The following is a 17,302-nucleotide window of genomic DNA, read 5'->3' on the forward strand; positions in this document are numbered from 1 at the left end:
GGCTGTCTTCTATCAATTAAACTGTGGCGCAACCGAATGGCCGCAGGCGCTGTTAGCATCAATGGTGTCGTTCATGCAGGTTTGCGAATCAAGCCCCTGACCCGGCGCCATCCCCGAGGATGATGAGGAACCTCCTGAACAGGCGGATGCTGCAAAAACAATGAGCAATATAAGTAATTTTTTCATCGCGATGACCTCCGGGAAGCAAATAGATTGCCGTGCTCCATACTAAGACTGGCCACTCATCCATTTCCCTTTCAAACTCAGGTATCACTCTAAAAAATAATATGGGCGTTATTTATCATCTGTATAGCTATATTATCGGTCATTTTGCCAATAAATGAACCGAGCGTTGGCATAAAATGCTCGCCCGCTCGCCGGAGTCGCCGCGCTTGCGCTATGCTTATCCTCCCTTTCGTTTTAAACACTTAGCGTTATGACCACTTCTGTTAGCACCACTCAGCTTAACCTGCGTATTATTTCCATCGTGGTTTTCACCTGTATCTGCTATCTCTCCATCGGCCTGCCGCTGGCGGTGCTTCCCGGCTACATCCACTATCAGCTCGGGTACAGTACGCTAATCGCCGGAGTCGTTATCAGCCTGCAGTACATTTCAACGCTCGTAAGTCGACCTCACGCTGGCCGCTATACCGATATCTGGGGGCCGAAAAAGGTCGTTAGCCTCGGCATCATCTGCTGCATGTTAAGCGGAGTCTTCACCCTCGCGGCGGTGATATTGCAAGCTATACCGCTTCTCGCCGTCAGTGCCCTGTTGATTGGCCGGGTTTTCCTCGGCGTGGGAGAAAGCTTTACCGCCACCGGGGCGACGTTATGGGGCATTAAAACCGTTGGCGCGATTCACACCTCGCGGGTGATTTCATGGAATGGCGTCGCGACCTACGTGGCAATGGCCGTCGGCGCGCCGCTGGGGGTGATGCTCAATAGCTATTTTGGCATCAGCGGTTTTGCCGTAGTGGTAGTGCTGGTTGCGCTAATTGGCCTGCTGTTTGCCCGCACGCGACAGAATGTCAGCGTAACCGCCGGAGTGAGAGCGCCATTCCATGTGGTAGTGCGCAGGATCTGGCCCTACGGGCTGGGGCTGGCGCTGGGTACCGTCGGCTTTGGCGTCATCGCCACCTTTATCACCCTCTATTTTTCGGCTCACCACTGGCAAGGCGCTGCATTCACGCTCTCTCTCTTCAGCATCGGTTTTATTTGTATACGCCTGATCCTTGGCAACACCATTACCCGCTACGGCGGCGTGCCGGTGTCGCTTGTCTGCTTCGTAGTGGAGTGTCTTGGATTATTGATTATCTGGCAGGCGCCGTCGGCGTGGGTCGCCGGTATTGGCGCATTCCTCACCGGTTCTGGTTTCTCGCTGGTCTTCCCGGCGCTGGGCGTCGAGGCGGTGAAACAGGTAGAAGAACAAAACCAGGGCACGGCGCTGGGTACCTATTCAGCCTTTCTCGATTTGGCGCTGGGTTTGACCGGCCCGGTTGCCGGTTGGGTGGCGGGTTATTATGCGCTCGATACGCTGTATCTGCTGGCTGCGGTGGTCGTCGCCATGGCGTTTATCCTGCTGCTTCGGGTTCGTCTGCAACAGACCAGGTCGAACGTATGATGTATGCCGATTAATCATGATACTGGTAACAATTTAATCAATAATTGACGACGCTTTAATATCCGTGCCACCATTCTGCGAGCATCCAGTCCTGGATGCCGGGCGGTACGGGTGCAGTGATAGAGGTTGTCAACAAAACGATCCCCCCGTGACCTGGCTCCATTCGACTCGTCGCCTGATGCGGCGAGCGGCTTACCCTGGCGGGAAATACCGACATGCATCAAAGTTTCAACCAGCGCGTCCATTTTTACTACTGCATTCTGGTCGCGCTGAAAATCCACGTAAAAACGAAGAAATCGGGCGGAGCGAGAGGGAAAAATAATTTTCTTCTCAAATGGTTACGCAAGGCGCAGGACAACAACATTTTTCATCCGGATATCACCAGCGAAATTGAATGGCTACGTGGCAAAATCATCCAGGCGGGACACGATACTGACCTTGAGCCGATGCTGGAATTCGTCTATGCCACCGCCCGGCGCGCCGAAATGCTCAAAGATGCCGACTAACCCTTATTAAGCTAGTTGCAAAATATCGCCGGTGGCCGGTGCCTTTGCGCCGGCGAGCCACAGTTTTCCCCAGGCGCCGGTACAGTGACAGGCCATAATTTTCTCCACCTGCAGCTGCTGTAAGTAACTCCTGACCTGCCAGACCCTGGCGACAGATGCGGCGCGCAGGTGTAGCCCACCGATCAACGCGTGGACCCGCTCAATGCCGGTGATATTCTGACAATGCCGCACGATGTTCTCTACTCCGCGATGTCCGCAGCCGCAGATGATGACCAGACCGTGGTCGGAGAGATAAATAAGGACGCCTTCATCGACGATATAATCAGGCGTCAACGGCGTACTGGCTAAAATGCCAAAGGATTGCGGACGGTTTACCACGATCTCGCCGGACCACAACAGACGTTCGCTGATGGCAAACGGCTGCCGGTAGCATTCCATGCGAAAGCGGGAATAGTCGAGCTCAAGCGAGAGTTTTTTGATTTTGCGTACGTGCCGGCCAAGGCTGATAGCGGCATAGCGCGGTTGGGCAAGCCGTGGATGACAGATAATTCGACTTTCATCCGGCAGCCAGGGAACGCCGCCGCAGTGATCGTAGTGGCCGTGTGATAATACCGTCGCGGTCAAATTCTCCAGTTTAATCCCCATCCGCTGCGCATTCTCAAGAAAACTGCCGTCCGGGCCGGTATCAAACAGCACTTTACTGGTTTCATCTTCAATGAGCAGGCTGAGCCCGGCTTTGGCTATCAACGCCGGGTCGGCGTGCGCCGCAAGGCGATTTTCCAGTAATACCCTGATGGTTAAGGCCATTATATCATTCATCCCTGTTATATATGCGCGACCAGTGTAACGAAGAAACCCTGCAATCTGTGTGATGAGCGCCGCACCCTTCACTGCGAAAAAGTGACACTGTCACTAAAAAACAGCTTCACAACCACGCTACGTCCTCTATGCTGATGAACGCGGAACATTAATCTGAGGTCGACTATGGCAGACTGGAATCCCTCGTTGTATCTGAAATTTGCTGATGAGCGTACCCGACCGGCGGCTGAGCTCACGGCGCGTATTGCGCAACAGCCGGTAAAGCTGGCAGTCGATCTGGGCTGCGGCCCCGGTAACAGCACTGCCTTGCTGCGTGCTACCTGGCCTGAAGCACGAATTATCGGCGTTGATAATTCCGCCGCCATGCTGGAACAGGCGACGCAAGCGCTTCCCGATTGCGAATTCGTTACGGCGAATATCGAAAACTGGTATTCCGCAGAGCGGGTTGACCTGATTTATGCCAATGCCTCTTTGCAATGGCTCACAGACCATCAAACGCTGTTACCACGGCTGGCCGGTCAGTTAAGCGATGGCGGCGTTCTGGCGGTTCAGATGCCGGATAACTGGCAAGAGCCCTCTCATACTCTGATGCGTCAGGTTGCTGAAGAACTGGGATTTCCGGAAAGCGGCCGACAGCCGCTCCCCAGCGTTCAGCAGTATTACGACATGCTGACCCACAGCGGCTGCGAGGTAGACATCTGGCGCACTACCTATTATCACCCTCTGGAATCGCACCAGGCGATCGTTGACTGGCTGCAGGCGACCGGTCTGCGCCCGTACCTGCAAAATCTTGATGAAGCAGAAAAGAAGGTGTTTTTAGAGCGTTATCTGACGCTGTTACAGCAACACTATCCGTTACAGTGTAACGGAAAGGTGCTGTTATTGTTCCCGCGGCTGTTTATTGTCGCGCGACGCCTGGTTAACGCCTCGTCGCCAGTTCGACCTCAACGTTAAGCGCATTCAGTTGATTTACCACGCTGCTACTCAGCCCGTCATCGCTGATGATGACATCAAGTTCGCTCAGCGGCAGGATCAGGTAATTCGCCATTTTTCCGTATTTTGATGAATCGCTGAGCAGGATACATTTTTCACTTACCTTCGCGACGGTCTGTTTCACGATGGCTTTATTTTCGTTAGGCGTCGACAGACCGCGTAAATTCCACGATGACGCTGAAATAAACGCGACATCGATAAACAGATTCTCTAACATTTTCGCCGTGAGGTGGCCAACGGCTGACTGATTTTCACGACATAGACGCCCGCCGGTATGAATCAATTCACACTGCCCGCGTTCAATCATCAAATTGGCAATGGCAAAATCATTGGTGACGATCAGCAAATCCTTGCGCTCAACCAGGTTTTCAGCCAACGCCAGCGTCGTGGTCCCGGCATCCAGATAGACGGTGCTATTCGCCGGAATGTGCTTAAGCGCCGCCAGGCCAATAGCTTCCTTTTCCTGTGGGAACATCAGAGTCTTATCGCGATGCGAAGGTTCATTCAGCAAGCGGGTTCGTTGCGGCAGGGCCACGCCCCCTGATACGCTGGCCAGCACGTTAAGCTGCTCCAGGCGCTGAATATCGCGCCGGATCGTCATATGCGACACGCCCAGCGCCTCGACCAGTTCGACGACGCTGACCACCCCTTTGTCTTTAATGATTTCCAGTATCTTCTCTTGTCTTTCCAACGGCAGCATCGATTTCTCCTGATGGTGTCTCGTCATCTCATATTTTCACATTTTATCACATTCAGATGGGCTGTACATCGGATTGACAGCGCCACACCATGTGAAAAATAGATAATAAATGTTATTTAATGTGATCATTGTCGCTGTATTCATCATCTGAATCATTGATATTAACATTTAACAACAGATAGTACCGTAAATTAACACTCGCTGTATGAAGAGGACTGGATATGAGAGCAGGCATAATTGCCGATGATTTTACCGGCGCGACGGATATCGCCAGTTTTCTGGCCAATAACGGAATAGCGACCAGCCTGTTTAGCGGCGTCCCAGGAGAAGATTACCTGGGTGATGCTCGCGCATTAGTCGTGAGTCTGAAATCACGTTCTGTTCCAGCCAAAGAATCTGTGACACTGTCACTGAATGCGCTACACTGGTTGCAACAACAGGGGTGCGACCGTTTTTATTTTAAGTACTGCTCCACCTTCGATAGCACGATCGCGGGGAATATCGGTCCGGTCACCGATGCCTTAATGGATGCGCTGGGCGTCGCAACCACGGTGATCTCTCCGGCTTTGCCCATTAATGGTCGTACGGTGTATCAGGGACATTTATTCGTTGAAGATCGCCTGCTCCAGGAATCCGGTATGCGCAATCATCCGGTCAATCCCATGGATGACAGCGATCTGCGACGTTTAATGGAACGTCAGTCACGCGGCACATGCGCCCTTATCAATGCTCAGATGCTGGAGTCCGGCGAGGCGGCCGTGCGCGACGGCATCCAAACCCTATCCGCCGCGGGCTATCGCTATATCGCACTGGACGCATTAAACGATAAACATCTGCAAATTCAGGGACAAGCGCTGCACGATATGAAGCTGGTTACCGGGGGATCCGGCTTAGCCGCCGGTCTCGCGCGCTGCTGGGCCAACGCCACGGCGCCTTCCCTTCCCTTTAGCGTCACCACGCCAGCGGCCAGCACGGTAGTATTATCCGGCTCCTGTTCTATGAGAACTCAGGCGCAGGTGGAAAAATACCGCCAACTGGCGCCATCGCTGGCCGTGGACGTGGCAGGTTTGCTGGATAAACGTTGGACGCTTGATGAGTACTGCGTCCAGATCGTTGAATGGCTGAAAAAGCAGTCCAACGCGGACATGGCGCCTATGATTTATGCCACCACTTCGGTCGCCGAACTGCACAACATCCAGCAACGCTATGGCGCCGAGCCAAGCCGGTTGATTGTTGAGGCGCTGTTTTCTCTGTTGGCAAAACAACTTGTGCAGCAAGGCGTCAGCCGGTTCATCGTCGCTGGTGGAGAAACCTCCGGCGCGGTAACGCAAGCGCTGGAGCTTCGCCATTTCGCTATTGGCGCCGCGGTCTCACCCGGCGTGCCGTGGATTAAGGCAGATTCCCGACCGCTTTTCTTGCTGCTCAAATCGGGTAATTTTGGCGATGACAATTTCTTTGCTCGCGCGCAGTCCGCGGAGGTTTGCGCATGAACGAGTCATCCTTACGCCAACAGATGGTGGCTATCGCACGCTCTTTCTTTCAACGCGGCTACGCAACCGGTTCGGCGGGCAATCTTTCCGTCCAGCTTGCTGACGGCACGATTCTGGCCACCCCGACAGGCTCCTGTCTTGGCGAGCTTAACGCCGAAGAATTGTCGCACGTGACCCTGAGCGGTGAATTGCTCTCGGGGTTAAAACCCTCAAAAGAGGTGAGTTTTCATCTCGCGCTGTACCGCAACAATCCTCAGTGTCGCGCCGTCGTCCATCTGCATTGCCACTACCTGACGGCTTTATCCTGCCTGCAGGATCTGGATCCGGCTAATACCCTGCCGGCCTGCACGCCGTATGTGGTCATGCGGGTAGGTGAAATACCGCTTGTCCCCTATTTCCGCCCAGGCGATCCGCAGATTGGCCAATGGCTCGGCGAACGCGCCGCGCAGCATAAGGCTTTTTTGCTGGCTAATCATGGTCCGGTGGTGGTGGGTAAATCGCTACGCGATGCCGCCGACAATCTGGAAGAGATGGAAGCGTCCGCCCGCCTGTTCTTCACGTTGAAAAACAGCCCGGTGAACTATCTCGATCATCAACAAATGACTGTGCTTCGAGGAATGCAATAATGTTGAAACTTGCTGCCAATTTATCGATGTTATTCGGCGAAAATCCGCTTCTGGAGCGCTTCTCCCTGGCGGCCAGTGCCGGTTTTAACGCCGTGGAGATGTGGTTCCCCTATGAATATCCCGTAGCGACCGTCGCCCACGAATTAGAGAAACATCACCTCAAGCTTATCGGCATCAATACTCCGGCAGGCGATACCGCACGCGGCGAATGGGGGTTATCGGCTTTACCCGGCCGTGAACAGGAAGCCCGCAAAGCCATTGATTTAGCTATTCATTATGCTGCAGCTCTGCAGTGCCCGGCGATACACGTTATGGCGGGCGTCACCGAAGGGTTCGACCGGCAGCAATGTGCTAACACGTTTATTGACAACGTACGCTACGCGGCGGATCGAGCCAAACCGCATAACATCACCATTCTGCTTGAAGGTTTATCGCCCGCCACCCGTCCGGGATATTTATTTTCCAGCCAATATCAGGCGATGGAATATATTCGCCAGGCGGACCGCGATAATATTCGACTGCAGCTTGATATTTTCCACGCCCAGCAGGTCGATGGCAATCTAACTTATTTATTGAAAAACTTTAAAGAGTATATCGGCCATATCCAGATCGCATCTGTACCGGCGCGCCAGGAACCGATTGACGGCGAAGTGGATTATCAATGGATATTCGCCGTACTCGAGCAGGAAAAATATGAGGGTTATGTCGCCGCAGAATATAGTCCACGCGCCGGGACACAAGCCGGACTGCGCTGGGCGCAACCTTGGTTAAATAACTAAAAATCACATAATATCAATGCCTCAGTGAGCGCCGATGCGCGCTCATTTTCTGGAGATAGAACTATGTCAAACCACTCTGCGTTGAGCCTGGAGGCGGTTGCGCCTGCCGTAAATGAAGAGTTAGTGTGGAAGAAAGTCGTCCGCCGCACGCTGCCCCTATTAATGATTTGCTATATTCTGGCCTATCTTGATCGAATCAACGTCAGTATCGCTAAATTACAAATGTCGAGCGATCTGGCCTTTTCCGATACTGTTTACGGTATCGGCGCGGGAATATTTTTTATCGGCTTTTTCTTTTTTGAAATTCCCAGCAATATGATTCTTCATCGCTTCGGCGCCAGACGTTTACTTGGCGGTTTACTTATTTCCTGGGCGCTCATCGCGCCGCTGACGGCATTCGTGCGCACGCCGCTGGAGTTTTATACCGTGCGCTTCTTTTTAGGCGTGGCGGAATCAGGCTTTTATCCCGGCGTAATTCTGTATCTTTCGTTCTGGTTCCCCAGCTATCGCCGTGGACGGATGTTTGCCCTCTTTGCTACCGCCGTGCCGCTTTCGGGGATCCTCGGCGCTCCGCTTTCTGGCTGGATTATGGGCCATTTTCATGAGTACGGCGGTCTCGCTGGCTGGAAGTGGTTGTACATTATTGAAGGCGCGCCATCACTGCTGATTGGCGTACTGGTGATATTTCTGCTTACCGACCGCATCGCTCAGGCGAAATGGCTTTCAGATGACGAAAAAGCGTTGCTCGAGGCGCGACTGCACAGCGATGGCAGCCATAAAACTGAGCAGCATGGTTCAATGCTGGCCGTACTGAAGAATCCGAAGGTCTGGTTACTGACTTTTATCTATTTCTGCCTGATTGCCGGGTTCTATACCGTTAGTTTCTGGATGCCAACGCTGATTCACAACGCCGGTGAAGGCGATGTGCTGAAAGTCGGATTGTTAACCGCTATTCCTTATGCCGCAGCGATAGTCACCATGATTGCCGCTTCGCGTAGCGCCGATAAACACAGAGAACGTCGCTGGCATCTCGCCGCCATCGCCGTCATGAGCGGCCTGGGCATGATTATTGCGGCGTTGTTCAGCCACGATTTGGTGATTGCGATGATCGGCTTAACAATTGGTGCAGCGGGCGGATTGAGCACCCTACCACTCTTCTGGAGCCTGCCGACCGCCTTCCTTGGCGGCGCTTCAGCGGCGGTCGGTATCGCGGTGATCAACTCCTTTGGCAATCTCGCCGGCTTTGTCGCGCCGTGGATCATGGGCCTGCTCACCGATATGACTCATTCGACGCTAACCGGCACCTTAATCATCTCCGCGACGCTGTTTATCGGCGCCGCTGCGATATTCCGTATTCCTGCTCGTATGGTTAACCATTAATAATATTGAGAACATCACCATGAATAATACATTAACGATTGCCGTCACCGGCGCCGCCGGATTTCTTGGCTCCCAACTGGTCAAGGCCCTGCTTCAACGTGGTTCGCTAAGCGGCCCGCAGGGCGAAACGCAAGAAATAGGTAGACTGATCGCTATCGACCGCGTGGCGTTACAGGGGATCGACGATAGCCGTTTACAAGTATTAACCGGCGACATCAGCGATAGCGAATGGTTACGTAGCGCGATTCCCGCTCAGGTCGATAGCGTCTTTCATTTAGCCGCCATCGTTTCAAGCCAGGCGGAACAAGACTTCGAGCTGGGGATGAAAATCAACGTTGATGCCTTCCGCCAACTGCTGGAGCGCCTGCGTCAGTTGCCGCAGAGCGTCAAACTGGTGACCACCAGTTCGGTGGCGGTATTCGGCGGCGAGTTGCCGGAAAAAGTGAGCGATTCACAGGTATGGTTGCCGCAGAGTTCTTACGGTACGCAAAAAGCGATTTGCGATCTGTTACTGGCGGATTACAGCCGACGCGGTTGGCTTAATGGCAGAAGTCTGCGCATGCCCACCATCGTCGTGCGTCCGGGAAGGCCCAATCAGGCGGCATCGAGTTTTGCCAGCGGTATTATCCGCGAGCCTCTTAATGGAGAACCCGCCGTTTGCCCGGTCCCGGCGGATACTCGTTTATGGCTGTTGTCGCCCCGTAACGCAATTAAAGCTTTAATTCACGGGCATGAACTGGCTGAAGCACAGTTGACGGACGGTCGAGTGATTAATCTCTGCGGGCTGTCGGTCAGCGTCGAACAGATGATCGCGGCGTTACGCCAGGTTGCCGGCAGTGAGGTCGCGCAGCGCATCACCTTCACCCCCGATGCCGCCATTGAACGTATTGTCAATTCATGGCCCGGCGATTTCGACACGCGTTACGCTCAGCGTCTTAGGTTTAGCGCCAACCACAGCTTCAGCGAAATGATCGAAGAGTATATGGCGGATTACCTCAAATAGGTTCGGTACCAGCGGCGCCCGACGGCGCCGCGGCATGTTACCAGGGGAAGTCGTGAACCAGCGAAAGATCCCAGGCGGTGGCCAGTAACGACAGAAACATAATCAGATTAACGGTAGTTTCGATTCGTTTTTCCATGTTGCTTCTCCTGTGTCGCACAGCTAGAGCTTCATCAGATACCGAACATAATCGTCCGCAGGGGTGAATTCATCATACAGTCGGCGTGCAGGATTATCGTGACGGGTGTGCCAGTACAGCCGCGACCATCCCTGAATTTTACCTTCAGCCTGCAGGGTTTGAATCAGCGTTCTCGCGACTCCCCGTCCGCGGGCTTTTGGCGCAACAAACAGGTCCTCCAGATAACAAATTGGCGTCGTCACCCAGGTGCCTTCGTGCAGTACGCAGATAGCAAACCCCAGCACCTCGCCATCGACCACGGCCACCCGGCCGATTACCGGTGAATGCGGGTCCCGCAAACGCCGCCAGGTATGTTCGGTGACGCTGTCCGGCTGCGGGCTATTATAGAACTGCGTGTACCCCTCCCATAACGCTCGCCAGGCGCTGTAATCCCGGTCGGCAGGTTCACGAATGTCGATATTCATTGATGGGATCTCCGCACGCTAAACGTCATCGTTAAGTCATTATTTTGCTTTCTGAAAATGACTTCAAGCGACGAGTGCACATTTCATCTTTTTCCTCCCTACTAAGCGGTGCGGGTATGGCGTTACTGCAACGGTTTATTGCTAATAACAATCAGAATGTTGTAACTAATAATAAAAATTAACCCGGCAGCATGCCGGGTCATTGTAGTGGAGCGTTTAGCACAGCGGTTTTACGGCACTGCGCATGCCATCACGTAAAATAGCCTCGAGATCGGCCGTTACCTGCGCCGTCAGCCCCGGCACCTTCGTCAGATCCTGCTGCCAGTGCGTTTCTACCGACAACACCGACGTTACCATGTCCCGCGTTGCAAGCTGGCCGTCGCGATGCTGCGCCCACAACGACTGGAAGCGTTCGATCCACTCCGCGTCGTCCTGAACCGGGTAGACTTCACCGTTACGTTCGCCGCGGTAGAAGGCGATCAGCGCCGCCAGCGCGAAGGTCAGGCGCGCTGGGAGCTTACCGCTCTGCTTCTGCCCTGCCAGCAGCTGCGGCAGGATACGAGTGCGGAATTTAGTCATGCCATTAAGGGCGATAGATAACAGTTGGTGCTTGATATAGGGATTGCGGAAGCGTCCTGTTACCGCGCTGGCGAACGATTCCAGCTCATCGCGCGGCAGATCGAGAACCGGGATAATCTCCTGGTATATCGCTTTTTCGACAAATGCGCAGACTTCCGCGTCGTTCATCGCTTCACCAACGGTGTCCAGACCCGCCTGCCAGGCCACCGGCACCAGTGCGGTATGCGCGCCGTTGAGAATAGCGACCTTTCGTTCTTTATACGGTTTGATATCGTCAACAATCAGCACGTTGAGCGGTAATTTATCGAGGCGCAGTTCGGCGGCCAGAGATTTCGGCCCCTGGATCACGAACAGGTAAAAGTGCTCGGCGGTATCAAGAAAGGCGTCGTTATAGCCAAGCTGCGTTTCAATCTGCTCCGCTTCATCGCGCGGATAGCCGGTCACGATGCGGTCCACCAGCGTCGAACAGAAGGTGTTCGCCTCTGCAAGCCAGGCGGCGAAAGCTGCCGGCAGCGCCCATTCACGTGCATAGCGCAGCACCAGTTCACGCAGCGCCTCGCCGTTATAATCAATGAGCTCACAAGGGATGATAACCCAGCCTTTATCAGCAGCGCCGGCAAAATGGCTGAAGCGCTCATATAGCAGCCGCGTCAGTTTCGCCGGATAACTTACCGCGGGCGCATCGTCGAAACGGTCGCCCGCATGGTAACTAATACCGGCCTCCGTGGTGTTGGAGAAGACAAAACGAATGTCCGGATTGTGCGCCAGGCGCAGAAATTCAGCGTAATCGTGGTAGGCGCTAATTTCGCGGTTTACCGAACGAATAAGACGCGCATCGCTGACCGCCTCGCCCTTTTCATTCAATCCGCGAATAATCGTGGTGTAGAGGCCATCCTGAGTGCTCAGCGACGGCGGGAAATCGCTGGCGATGGGTCGGACGATGACCACGCCAGCATTCAGGTCAGTATGCTCGTTAAGCAGGTCAATCTGCCAGTCAACAAACGCGCGCAGGAAGTTACCTTCGCCAAACTGGATGATACGTTCAGGGTACTGCGCGCCGGGGAAATCACGACGGTTTAAGGTTTTCACAATGGGTTCCCTCTTAGAGTAGTCATACAACCTGAGTAATTGGTCCAATAAGTTATCAGGTTTTATGATTGGCAAAACCCCGTTTTGATCAAACCTCTTCGCTTTATTCTGTCGCCGGGAGGATCTTATAGAACAGCGTGGTGCTCGTCATTTCCCCGTCAGGCATTAAGGCAAACTGCGGAATTTCCCCCGCTTTTTGCCAGCCGCACTGCTGATAGAAGCGTTCCGCTCCGCTGCCGGTAGCGGTATCCAGCACCAGTACCGTTTTCCCGTGCGCCAGTGCAATAGCCTCAAGCTCGCTCATCAGTAACCCGGCGATCCCCTGTCGGCGCGCATTTTGGTGAACCAAAAGCTTGGCGATATCGGCACGGTGAGGCTGGTTTTCCGGTTGGTCGATAATCAACTGGACGGTCCCCACTATCTGCCGTTGTTGGTTTTCTGCCGCCAGCACAATCCGCTCACCGGCGGCGACGCTTTGCGCCATCCGCTGCCAGAATCGCTCGCCGGTATCCGGCGAAAACGGCTGCATAAAACTGACCGAAGCCCCGCCGTTAACGCAGCTGGCGAGGATTTCATTTAATTGCGGAAGATGCTCAAGAATGGATTCACGCGTCAGCGTGCGAAGTGAAATAGGTGTGGCCATGGGTTGCTCCCTGATAATGACCACATCACTATGTTTTTAACTAATATTTAACTCAAGCTAAAAGACCATTGGATTTTCTTATCACACGCCGTCAGGCAGCGCTTGCACGCAAACACGATTGCGCCCGGCCTGCTTGGCGTTGACTAACAGGTCATCCGCTTCCATTAGCAGCTGATTAAACAGCTCGGCGATCCGTCCTTCACCCACTTCACGGCACTGCAGGCCAAGACTCACCGTCAGGCGAATGCGCTGCTGCCCCCAGGTGAAGGTTTCCGACTCGATTCCCTGGCGAATTTTTTCCGCCAGCAGATGGGATTGTTGAGCATTATCGAGCAGCGCCGCGACGGCAAACTCTTCCCCGCCGATACGCGCCACCATCCCCTCTTCGCCTGCCAGTTCACGTACGCGCTGGGCAAACTGGGCCAGCACGCAGTCACCGCATTCATGACCCCAGGTATCATTCACCCGTTTAAAACCGTCGATATCCAGCACCATCACCGAGAGCTGTTTATTCGCCTGCGGCGCCTGACGTTTCAGCGCCTCGCCCAAACCGGAGCGCGAGTAAACGCGGGTCTGAAAATCAAAGTCAGCGCGGAGCGCCAGCTGTTTGACCAGGTTGTTGATAGCCTCGACGCTGGTCGCCACGATCACCGGACTAATCAGCATCGCCGCCATACCAAGACGGGTTGAAAACAGCTGCCACGGCTGGGGACGCGCATCCGGCGAAAGATGAATAAGCGAGTTCGCCACCAGCAGAATTTCCGTGATACCGGTCATAAAAGTCAGTAGGCAGGTCAGCGGCAAGGGATAGCGAATCGCGCACCAGATCAAGGCCGGCAACGGGAAGGTCAGGCTTCCGGCGCCGCCTACCGCCACGCCGAGCGCTATCGATAACACCAGCGCGATAACCGGCAACAGTTGGCTAAAACGAAAGCGCCCCAGTACCGAGGGCAGCGTCAGGGTCAGAATAAACGGCAAGATGAGTACCGCGGTCGAGAACTGCTCGCTAAACCAGTCCGCCAGTTGCGGAATGAACGTCGCCCGTTCAACATCAACCGAACCCAAGGCGCCTACCGCGGCGCACACCAGCGCCGCCAGCAGGCAATAACAAAACAGATTCAGAGCGTTAATTGGCCCCGGCATCGAATCGGCGCGCCGCTTATCCCACAGCACCAGTTGCGCCAGAATAACGATAAAGACGATATTGGAGAAGTTAATCAGCAGCGACGCAAAACCCATGCCCCAACGGGAAGTCAGGCCGTCATAAACCAGCATCGCGGCAAAACAAATAGCGTAAAAATAGCTGCGATTTAGCCAGACGTAGCGTGCGAAAATACCTGCCATGACGGCATTGAGCGGCCAAAAGAACGAAAGCTCCTGCACCAGACGCAGCATGGCGCCCATAAAGTGCAGCAGGATCGTCAGCGTGAATAACACCAGCGCATCGCGCACCGGTTGATCCTCGCGAAATAGCGTGAATGACCGAATCGACAGTGAAGACATTCAGTAATTATCCGTCTAATTGTTTCAGGCAATTATTATGTAAATAATTAGTTAGCGGATTATCATAGCATGAGAATATTTGTTAGGCATACTGCCATGCCTTCGCGTTACAGGTTAACGGCGGGTAATCGCATTCATTTCCATGACCAGCCAATGGTGAATCACCTGTACGACGTAACGCTGCTCCTCGCCGCTCAGTTCCCGTCCGCGCGGGATCGCATGCCATTTTTCCAGACAGCCGCGGCAGCAGGTGGCCGTGGCGTGCTGAGCGATAAACACCGGGTGCCCGCGCATCGGCGTCTGCTTACCATCATTAGCGATCTGCGCCGGAGCCAGCCGTTTGGCGATAAAATCCGCCGCGTGGCTGTCGATAACCTCCGGCCCTTTATCATAACAATACTGCCGCTCTTTCGCCCCAAGGTGGAAGCGTGAACGGAACGTTGAACGCCCAAGCCGGGCGAACAGAGTTTCCATTGCAGACATCAGAACACCGATCTTCCTAAACGTTGGGTGAGTTTTTCCAGTAAAGCGATCCCCGCCAGCGAGTTACCGGCCTCATCAAGTTCCGGACTCCACACCGCAATCGCCATCTCCTGCGGCACAATCGCCACAATGCCGCCGCCGACGCCGGATTTTGCCGGCAGCCCGACGCGCCAGGCGAACTCGCCGGCGTTCTGGTACATACCGCTGGTCATCATCAGCGCGTTTACCTGCCGCGACTGTATCGGCGCGATAACCGGATCCGCCAGATGCGGGGCAATCCCCCGATCGGCGAGGAACAGGAAGGTCCGCGCCAGCTCGACGCAGCTCATCTCCAGCGAGCAGTAGTGGAAATAGTTTTGGAGCACCGTGGCGACATCGTTATGGAAATTGCCGAAAGATTTCATCAGCCAGGCGATGGCGGCATTACGTGCAGAGTGTTCGAACTCGGATCGCGCGACCACCGAATCATAGGCGATATCGTCCACCCCGCTCAGCCGACGCACGATCTCCAGCATTCTCTGACGCGGCGCGCTCAGGCGGCTTTGCAGCATGTCGCAGACCACCAACGCTCCGGCGTTGATAAAGGGGTTACGCGGTTTGCCCTGTTCTATCTCCAGCTGCAGTAAGGAGTTAAAGGGCTGTCCGGAGGGATCTTTACCGACGCGTTGCCAGATCTCCTCTTCCTGATAATGGTTCATCGCCACCACCAGACTGAGCACCTTCGAGATAGACTGAATTGAGAAGCGTTCGTGGGCATCGCCGGCGCTATAGTGCTGACCGTCGACCGTACAGATAGCGACGCCAAGTTTATTGCCGCTAACGCGCGCCAGGGCTGGAATGTAGTCCGCTACCTTGCCGCGCCCAATCAGCGGCCTGATTTCTGCCAGAACGGCATCCAGCATTGCATTATTAATAACCGTCGCCACACTCGGCTCCTTGCCCACCATCGAAATTCGGGTGGCGAGTATAGCAGAGCGCGACGACGGACGTCAGGCGCTAACGTCGATTAGCGACGGTCTTTCCATACGGTTTGAATATTGCAGAACTCATGCAAGCCAAAATGCGACAGTTCCCGACCAAAGCCGCTTTTCTTCACACCGCCGAAAGCCACGCGGGCATCGCTGGCGCTATAGCCATTGATAAATACCCCGCCACACTCCAGACCACGAGAAAAACGTTCCGCTTCCGCGCTGCTTGACGTAAATACGGTTGCGGAAAGGCCAAACTCGCTATCGTTAGCCAGTTCAAGCGCATGCGCCGCGTCGCGGGCTTCGCTGATGGTAGCCACCGGTCCGAAAAGCTCCTGACGAAAACCGGTCATCTCGGGGGTAACGTTGGCCAGCACCGTTGGCGCGTAATAGTTACCGGCGCCGGCGATTTTCTCGCCGCCAAGCAGCAGCATTGCCCCTTCTTTCAGCGTGGCTTCCACCTGTTGATGCAGTTCATCGCGCAGATCGAAACGCGCCATCGGACCGATATAATTTTGCTCGTCGCGCGGGTCGCCCATTTTCAACGCCGCCACCGCGGCCACAAATTTTTTGCTAAAAGCGTCGGCAATACCCGCTTCCACAATAAAGCGTTTCGACGCCGCGCAGACCTGTCCGCTATTCTGATAACGGCCGATGACGGCGGCTTTTACCGCTTCGTCCAGATCGGCATCGTTGAGCACGATAAAGGGATCGGAACCACCAAGCTCCAGCACGCATTTTTTCAACGCTGCGCCGGCCTGAGCGCCGATTGCCCGCCCGGCGCGTACGCTACCGGTCACCGTGACCGCCGCGATACGGTCGTCATTGATAATTTGCGAGACGCCCTCGTTCGTGGCGTTGATCCAGCCAAAAACGCCAGCCGGCAGTCCCGCTTCGGCAAACAGTTCGCCCAGCAGCTGCGCGCTGCCCATCACATTTGGCGCATGCTTCAGCAGATAACTATTCCCTGCCAGCAAAATCGGTACCGCGCCGCGCAGAACCTGCCAGACCGGGAAATTCCACGGCATCACCGCCAGAATCGGCCCCAGCGGACGATATTCAATCACCGCCTTATTATCTTCTACCTGGGTGGCTTCGGTCGCCAGCATCGCCGGGCCATGCTCGGCATACCAGTCGCAGAGATTGGCCGATTTACTCACTTCGCCGCGCGCCTGGGCGATAGGCTTACCCATTTCAAGGCTGATCATTTGCGCCAGCTCTTCGCCACGGGCGCGCATTGCGCTGCCGACTTTACGCAGCGCGGCGGCGCGGTCGGCGACCGCTACGTGGCGCCACTGGCGAAAAGCCTGTTGCGCCTGGGCAATGGCTGAATCCACTTGTTGTTCGGTCGACCATGGCAGAGACGACACGACTTCACCAGTGGTCGGGTTAACGGAAACCGCATGGGTGGCAGATAAATTCATGGTTATTCTCTCTGTAGGGATTGCGAAGTATGGATAGTGTGGCCTACCCTTCCTTTCATTGAAAATGAATAATATTAAGCAACGTATTCACAAAAG

18 protein-coding genes are annotated in these 17,302 nt (G+C 54.7%); 8 read left to right on the top strand and 10 right to left on the bottom strand.

Features of this window, described 5'->3' with window-relative positions; translation table 11 throughout:
• Window positions 1-12: 12 nt before the first annotated feature.
• A complete protein-coding gene (locus PGR23_RS06500; protein ID WP_162184068.1) occupies window positions 13-186 on the bottom strand; it encodes a hypothetical protein in 174 nt (57 codons plus the stop codon).
• 250 nt (window positions 187-436) lie between these two features.
• On the opposite strand from PGR23_RS06500, the gene PGR23_RS06505 reads away from it, so the two are divergent.
• Both PGR23_RS06505 and PGR23_RS06510 read left to right on the top strand, forming a co-directional pair.
• Entirely contained in the window at window positions 437-1,621 is a 1,185-nt protein-coding gene (locus PGR23_RS06505; protein ID WP_430915612.1) for an MFS transporter, read from the top strand.
• A 215-nt stretch (window positions 1,622-1,836) separates the two neighbouring features.
• A complete protein-coding gene (locus tag PGR23_RS06510; RefSeq protein ID WP_015366702.1) occupies window positions 1,837-2,127 on the top strand; it encodes a hypothetical protein in 291 nt (96 codons plus the stop codon).
• A gap of 6 nt (window positions 2,128-2,133) precedes the next feature.
• Here PGR23_RS06510 and PGR23_RS06515 read toward each other — a convergent pair whose 3' ends face one another.
• Window positions 2,134-2,934: an MBL fold metallo-hydrolase gene (locus PGR23_RS06515; protein WP_396279715.1), complete on the bottom strand. Its 801-nt coding sequence runs from the start codon at window positions 2,932-2,934 to the stop codon at window positions 2,134-2,136.
• Window positions 2,935-3,111: 177 nt separating this feature from the next.
• On the opposite strand from PGR23_RS06515, the gene tam reads away from it, so the two are divergent.
• The gene (tam, locus tag PGR23_RS06520; RefSeq protein WP_396279716.1) at window positions 3,112-3,900 is read left to right on the top strand and encodes a trans-aconitate 2-methyltransferase; all 789 of its coding nucleotides are present in this window, start codon (window positions 3,112-3,114) and stop codon (window positions 3,898-3,900) included.
• On the opposite strand, the gene PGR23_RS06525 is transcribed toward tam, so the two are convergent.
• A complete protein-coding gene (locus tag PGR23_RS06525) occupies window positions 3,866-4,639 on the bottom strand; it encodes a DeoR/GlpR family DNA-binding transcription regulator (RefSeq protein WP_045394489.1) in 774 nt (257 codons plus the stop codon). The genes tam and PGR23_RS06525 overlap by 35 nt on opposite strands.
• Window positions 4,640-4,860: 221 nt before the next feature.
• Between PGR23_RS06525 and otnK the strand changes: the two genes are divergently transcribed.
• The 5 genes from otnK (at window position 4,861) to denD (ending at window position 9,917) form a co-directional block, all read left to right on the top strand.
• The gene (gene otnK / locus PGR23_RS06530; RefSeq protein ID WP_213797256.1) at window positions 4,861-6,129 is read left to right on the top strand and encodes a 3-oxo-tetronate kinase; all 1,269 of its coding nucleotides are present in this window, start codon (window positions 4,861-4,863) and stop codon (window positions 6,127-6,129) included.
• On the top strand, window positions 6,126-6,755 hold the full coding sequence (locus PGR23_RS06535; RefSeq protein WP_045394494.1) for an aldolase: 630 nt from the start codon (window positions 6,126-6,128) through the stop codon (window positions 6,753-6,755). Before otnK ends, PGR23_RS06535 begins: the two co-directional genes overlap by 4 nt.
• A complete protein-coding gene (otnI, locus tag PGR23_RS06540) occupies window positions 6,755-7,534 on the top strand; it encodes a 2-oxo-tetronate isomerase (RefSeq protein ID WP_380376781.1) in 780 nt (259 codons plus the stop codon). Before PGR23_RS06535 ends, otnI begins: the two co-directional genes overlap by 1 nt.
• Window positions 7,535-7,597: 63 nt before the next feature.
• The gene (locus PGR23_RS06545; RefSeq protein WP_213292576.1) at window positions 7,598-8,914 is read left to right on the top strand and encodes an MFS transporter; all 1,317 of its coding nucleotides are present in this window, start codon (window positions 7,598-7,600) and stop codon (window positions 8,912-8,914) included.
• 19 nt (window positions 8,915-8,933) lie between these two features.
• The gene (gene denD / locus PGR23_RS06550) at window positions 8,934-9,917 is read left to right on the top strand and encodes a D-erythronate dehydrogenase (protein WP_396279717.1); all 984 of its coding nucleotides are present in this window, start codon (window positions 8,934-8,936) and stop codon (window positions 9,915-9,917) included.
• A gap of 159 nt (window positions 9,918-10,076) precedes the next feature.
• On the opposite strand, the gene PGR23_RS06555 is transcribed toward denD, so the two are convergent.
• The 7 genes from PGR23_RS06555 to sad form a co-directional block, all read right to left on the bottom strand.
• The gene (locus PGR23_RS06555; RefSeq protein WP_316422246.1) at window positions 10,077-10,517 is read right to left on the bottom strand and encodes a GNAT family N-acetyltransferase; all 441 of its coding nucleotides are present in this window, start codon (window positions 10,515-10,517) and stop codon (window positions 10,077-10,079) included.
• Between the two features lie 216 nt (window positions 10,518-10,733).
• Window positions 10,734-12,185 (bottom strand): tagaturonate reductase, encoded by a 1,452-nt coding sequence (locus tag PGR23_RS06560; RefSeq protein WP_396279718.1) that lies wholly within the window; start codon window positions 12,183-12,185, stop codon window positions 10,734-10,736.
• 103 nt (window positions 12,186-12,288) lie between these two features.
• Entirely contained in the window at window positions 12,289-12,828 is a 540-nt protein-coding gene (locus tag PGR23_RS06565; RefSeq protein WP_047048155.1) for a GNAT family N-acetyltransferase, read from the bottom strand.
• 81 nt (window positions 12,829-12,909) lie between these two features.
• Complete coding sequence (locus tag PGR23_RS06570; protein WP_045394513.1) at window positions 12,910-14,331, bottom strand: GGDEF domain-containing protein; 1,422 nt, start codon at window positions 14,329-14,331, stop codon at window positions 12,910-12,912.
• A 114-nt stretch (window positions 14,332-14,445) separates the two neighbouring features.
• Entirely contained in the window at window positions 14,446-14,814 is a 369-nt protein-coding gene (locus tag PGR23_RS06575; RefSeq protein ID WP_047050917.1) for a DUF4186 domain-containing protein, read from the bottom strand.
• On the bottom strand, window positions 14,814-15,740 hold the full coding sequence (gene glsB, locus PGR23_RS06580) for a glutaminase B (protein ID WP_015366717.1): 927 nt from the start codon (window positions 15,738-15,740) through the stop codon (window positions 14,814-14,816). The genes PGR23_RS06575 and glsB overlap by 1 nt, the downstream gene beginning before the upstream one ends.
• Before the next feature lie 80 nt (window positions 15,741-15,820).
• Window positions 15,821-17,206 carry a succinate-semialdehyde dehydrogenase gene (gene sad / locus PGR23_RS06585; protein ID WP_396279719.1) on the bottom strand — a complete coding sequence of 462 codons (1,386 nt, stop codon included), beginning with the start codon at window positions 17,204-17,206 and terminating at the stop codon, window positions 15,821-15,823.
• Window positions 17,207-17,302 lie beyond the last annotated feature (96 nt).

This window comes from Klebsiella sp. 141162 (genome assembly GCF_050600755.1).
Lineage (GTDB): Bacteria > Pseudomonadota > Gammaproteobacteria > Enterobacterales > Enterobacteriaceae > Klebsiella > Klebsiella aerogenes.

Bases quoted from the DNA above. Each gene is read 5' to 3' on its own strand.
- PGR23_RS06545 (WP_213292576.1), top strand. From the start codon at position 7,598: ATGTCAAACCACTCTGCGTTGAGCCTGGAGGCGGTTGCGCCTGCCGTA.
- PGR23_RS06515 (WP_396279715.1), bottom strand. From the start codon at position 2,934: ATGGCCTTAACCATCAGGGTATTACTGGAAAATCGCCTTGCGGCGCAC.
- otnI (WP_380376781.1), top strand. From the start codon at position 6,755: ATGTTGAAACTTGCTGCCAATTTATCGATGTTATTCGGCGAAAATCCG.
- PGR23_RS06505 (WP_430915612.1), top strand. From the start codon at position 437: ATGACCACTTCTGTTAGCACCACTCAGCTTAACCTGCGTATTATTTCC.
- denD (WP_396279717.1), top strand. From the start codon at position 8,934: ATGAATAATACATTAACGATTGCCGTCACCGGCGCCGCCGGATTTCTT.
- PGR23_RS06555 (WP_316422246.1), bottom strand. From the start codon at position 10,517: ATGAATATCGACATTCGTGAACCTGCCGACCGGGATTACAGCGCCTGG.
- PGR23_RS06575 (WP_047050917.1), bottom strand. From the start codon at position 14,814: ATGTCTGCAATGGAAACTCTGTTCGCCCGGCTTGGGCGTTCAACGTTC.
- PGR23_RS06500 (WP_162184068.1), bottom strand. From the start codon at position 186: ATGAAAAAATTACTTATATTGCTCATTGTTTTTGCAGCATCCGCCTGT.
- PGR23_RS06535 (WP_045394494.1), top strand. From the start codon at position 6,126: ATGAACGAGTCATCCTTACGCCAACAGATGGTGGCTATCGCACGCTCT.
- PGR23_RS06570 (WP_045394513.1), bottom strand. From the start codon at position 14,331: ATGTCTTCACTGTCGATTCGGTCATTCACGCTATTTCGCGAGGATCAA.
- PGR23_RS06525 (WP_045394489.1), bottom strand. From the start codon at position 4,639: ATGCTGCCGTTGGAAAGACAAGAGAAGATACTGGAAATCATTAAAGAC.
- otnK (WP_213797256.1), top strand. From the start codon at position 4,861: ATGAGAGCAGGCATAATTGCCGATGATTTTACCGGCGCGACGGATATC.
- tam (WP_396279716.1), top strand. From the start codon at position 3,112: ATGGCAGACTGGAATCCCTCGTTGTATCTGAAATTTGCTGATGAGCGT.
- PGR23_RS06565 (WP_047048155.1), bottom strand. From the start codon at position 12,828: ATGGCCACACCTATTTCACTTCGCACGCTGACGCGTGAATCCATTCTT.
- sad (WP_396279719.1), bottom strand. From the start codon at position 17,206: ATGAATTTATCTGCCACCCATGCGGTTTCCGTTAACCCGACCACTGGT.
- PGR23_RS06510 (WP_015366702.1), top strand. From the start codon at position 1,837: ATGCATCAAAGTTTCAACCAGCGCGTCCATTTTTACTACTGCATTCTG.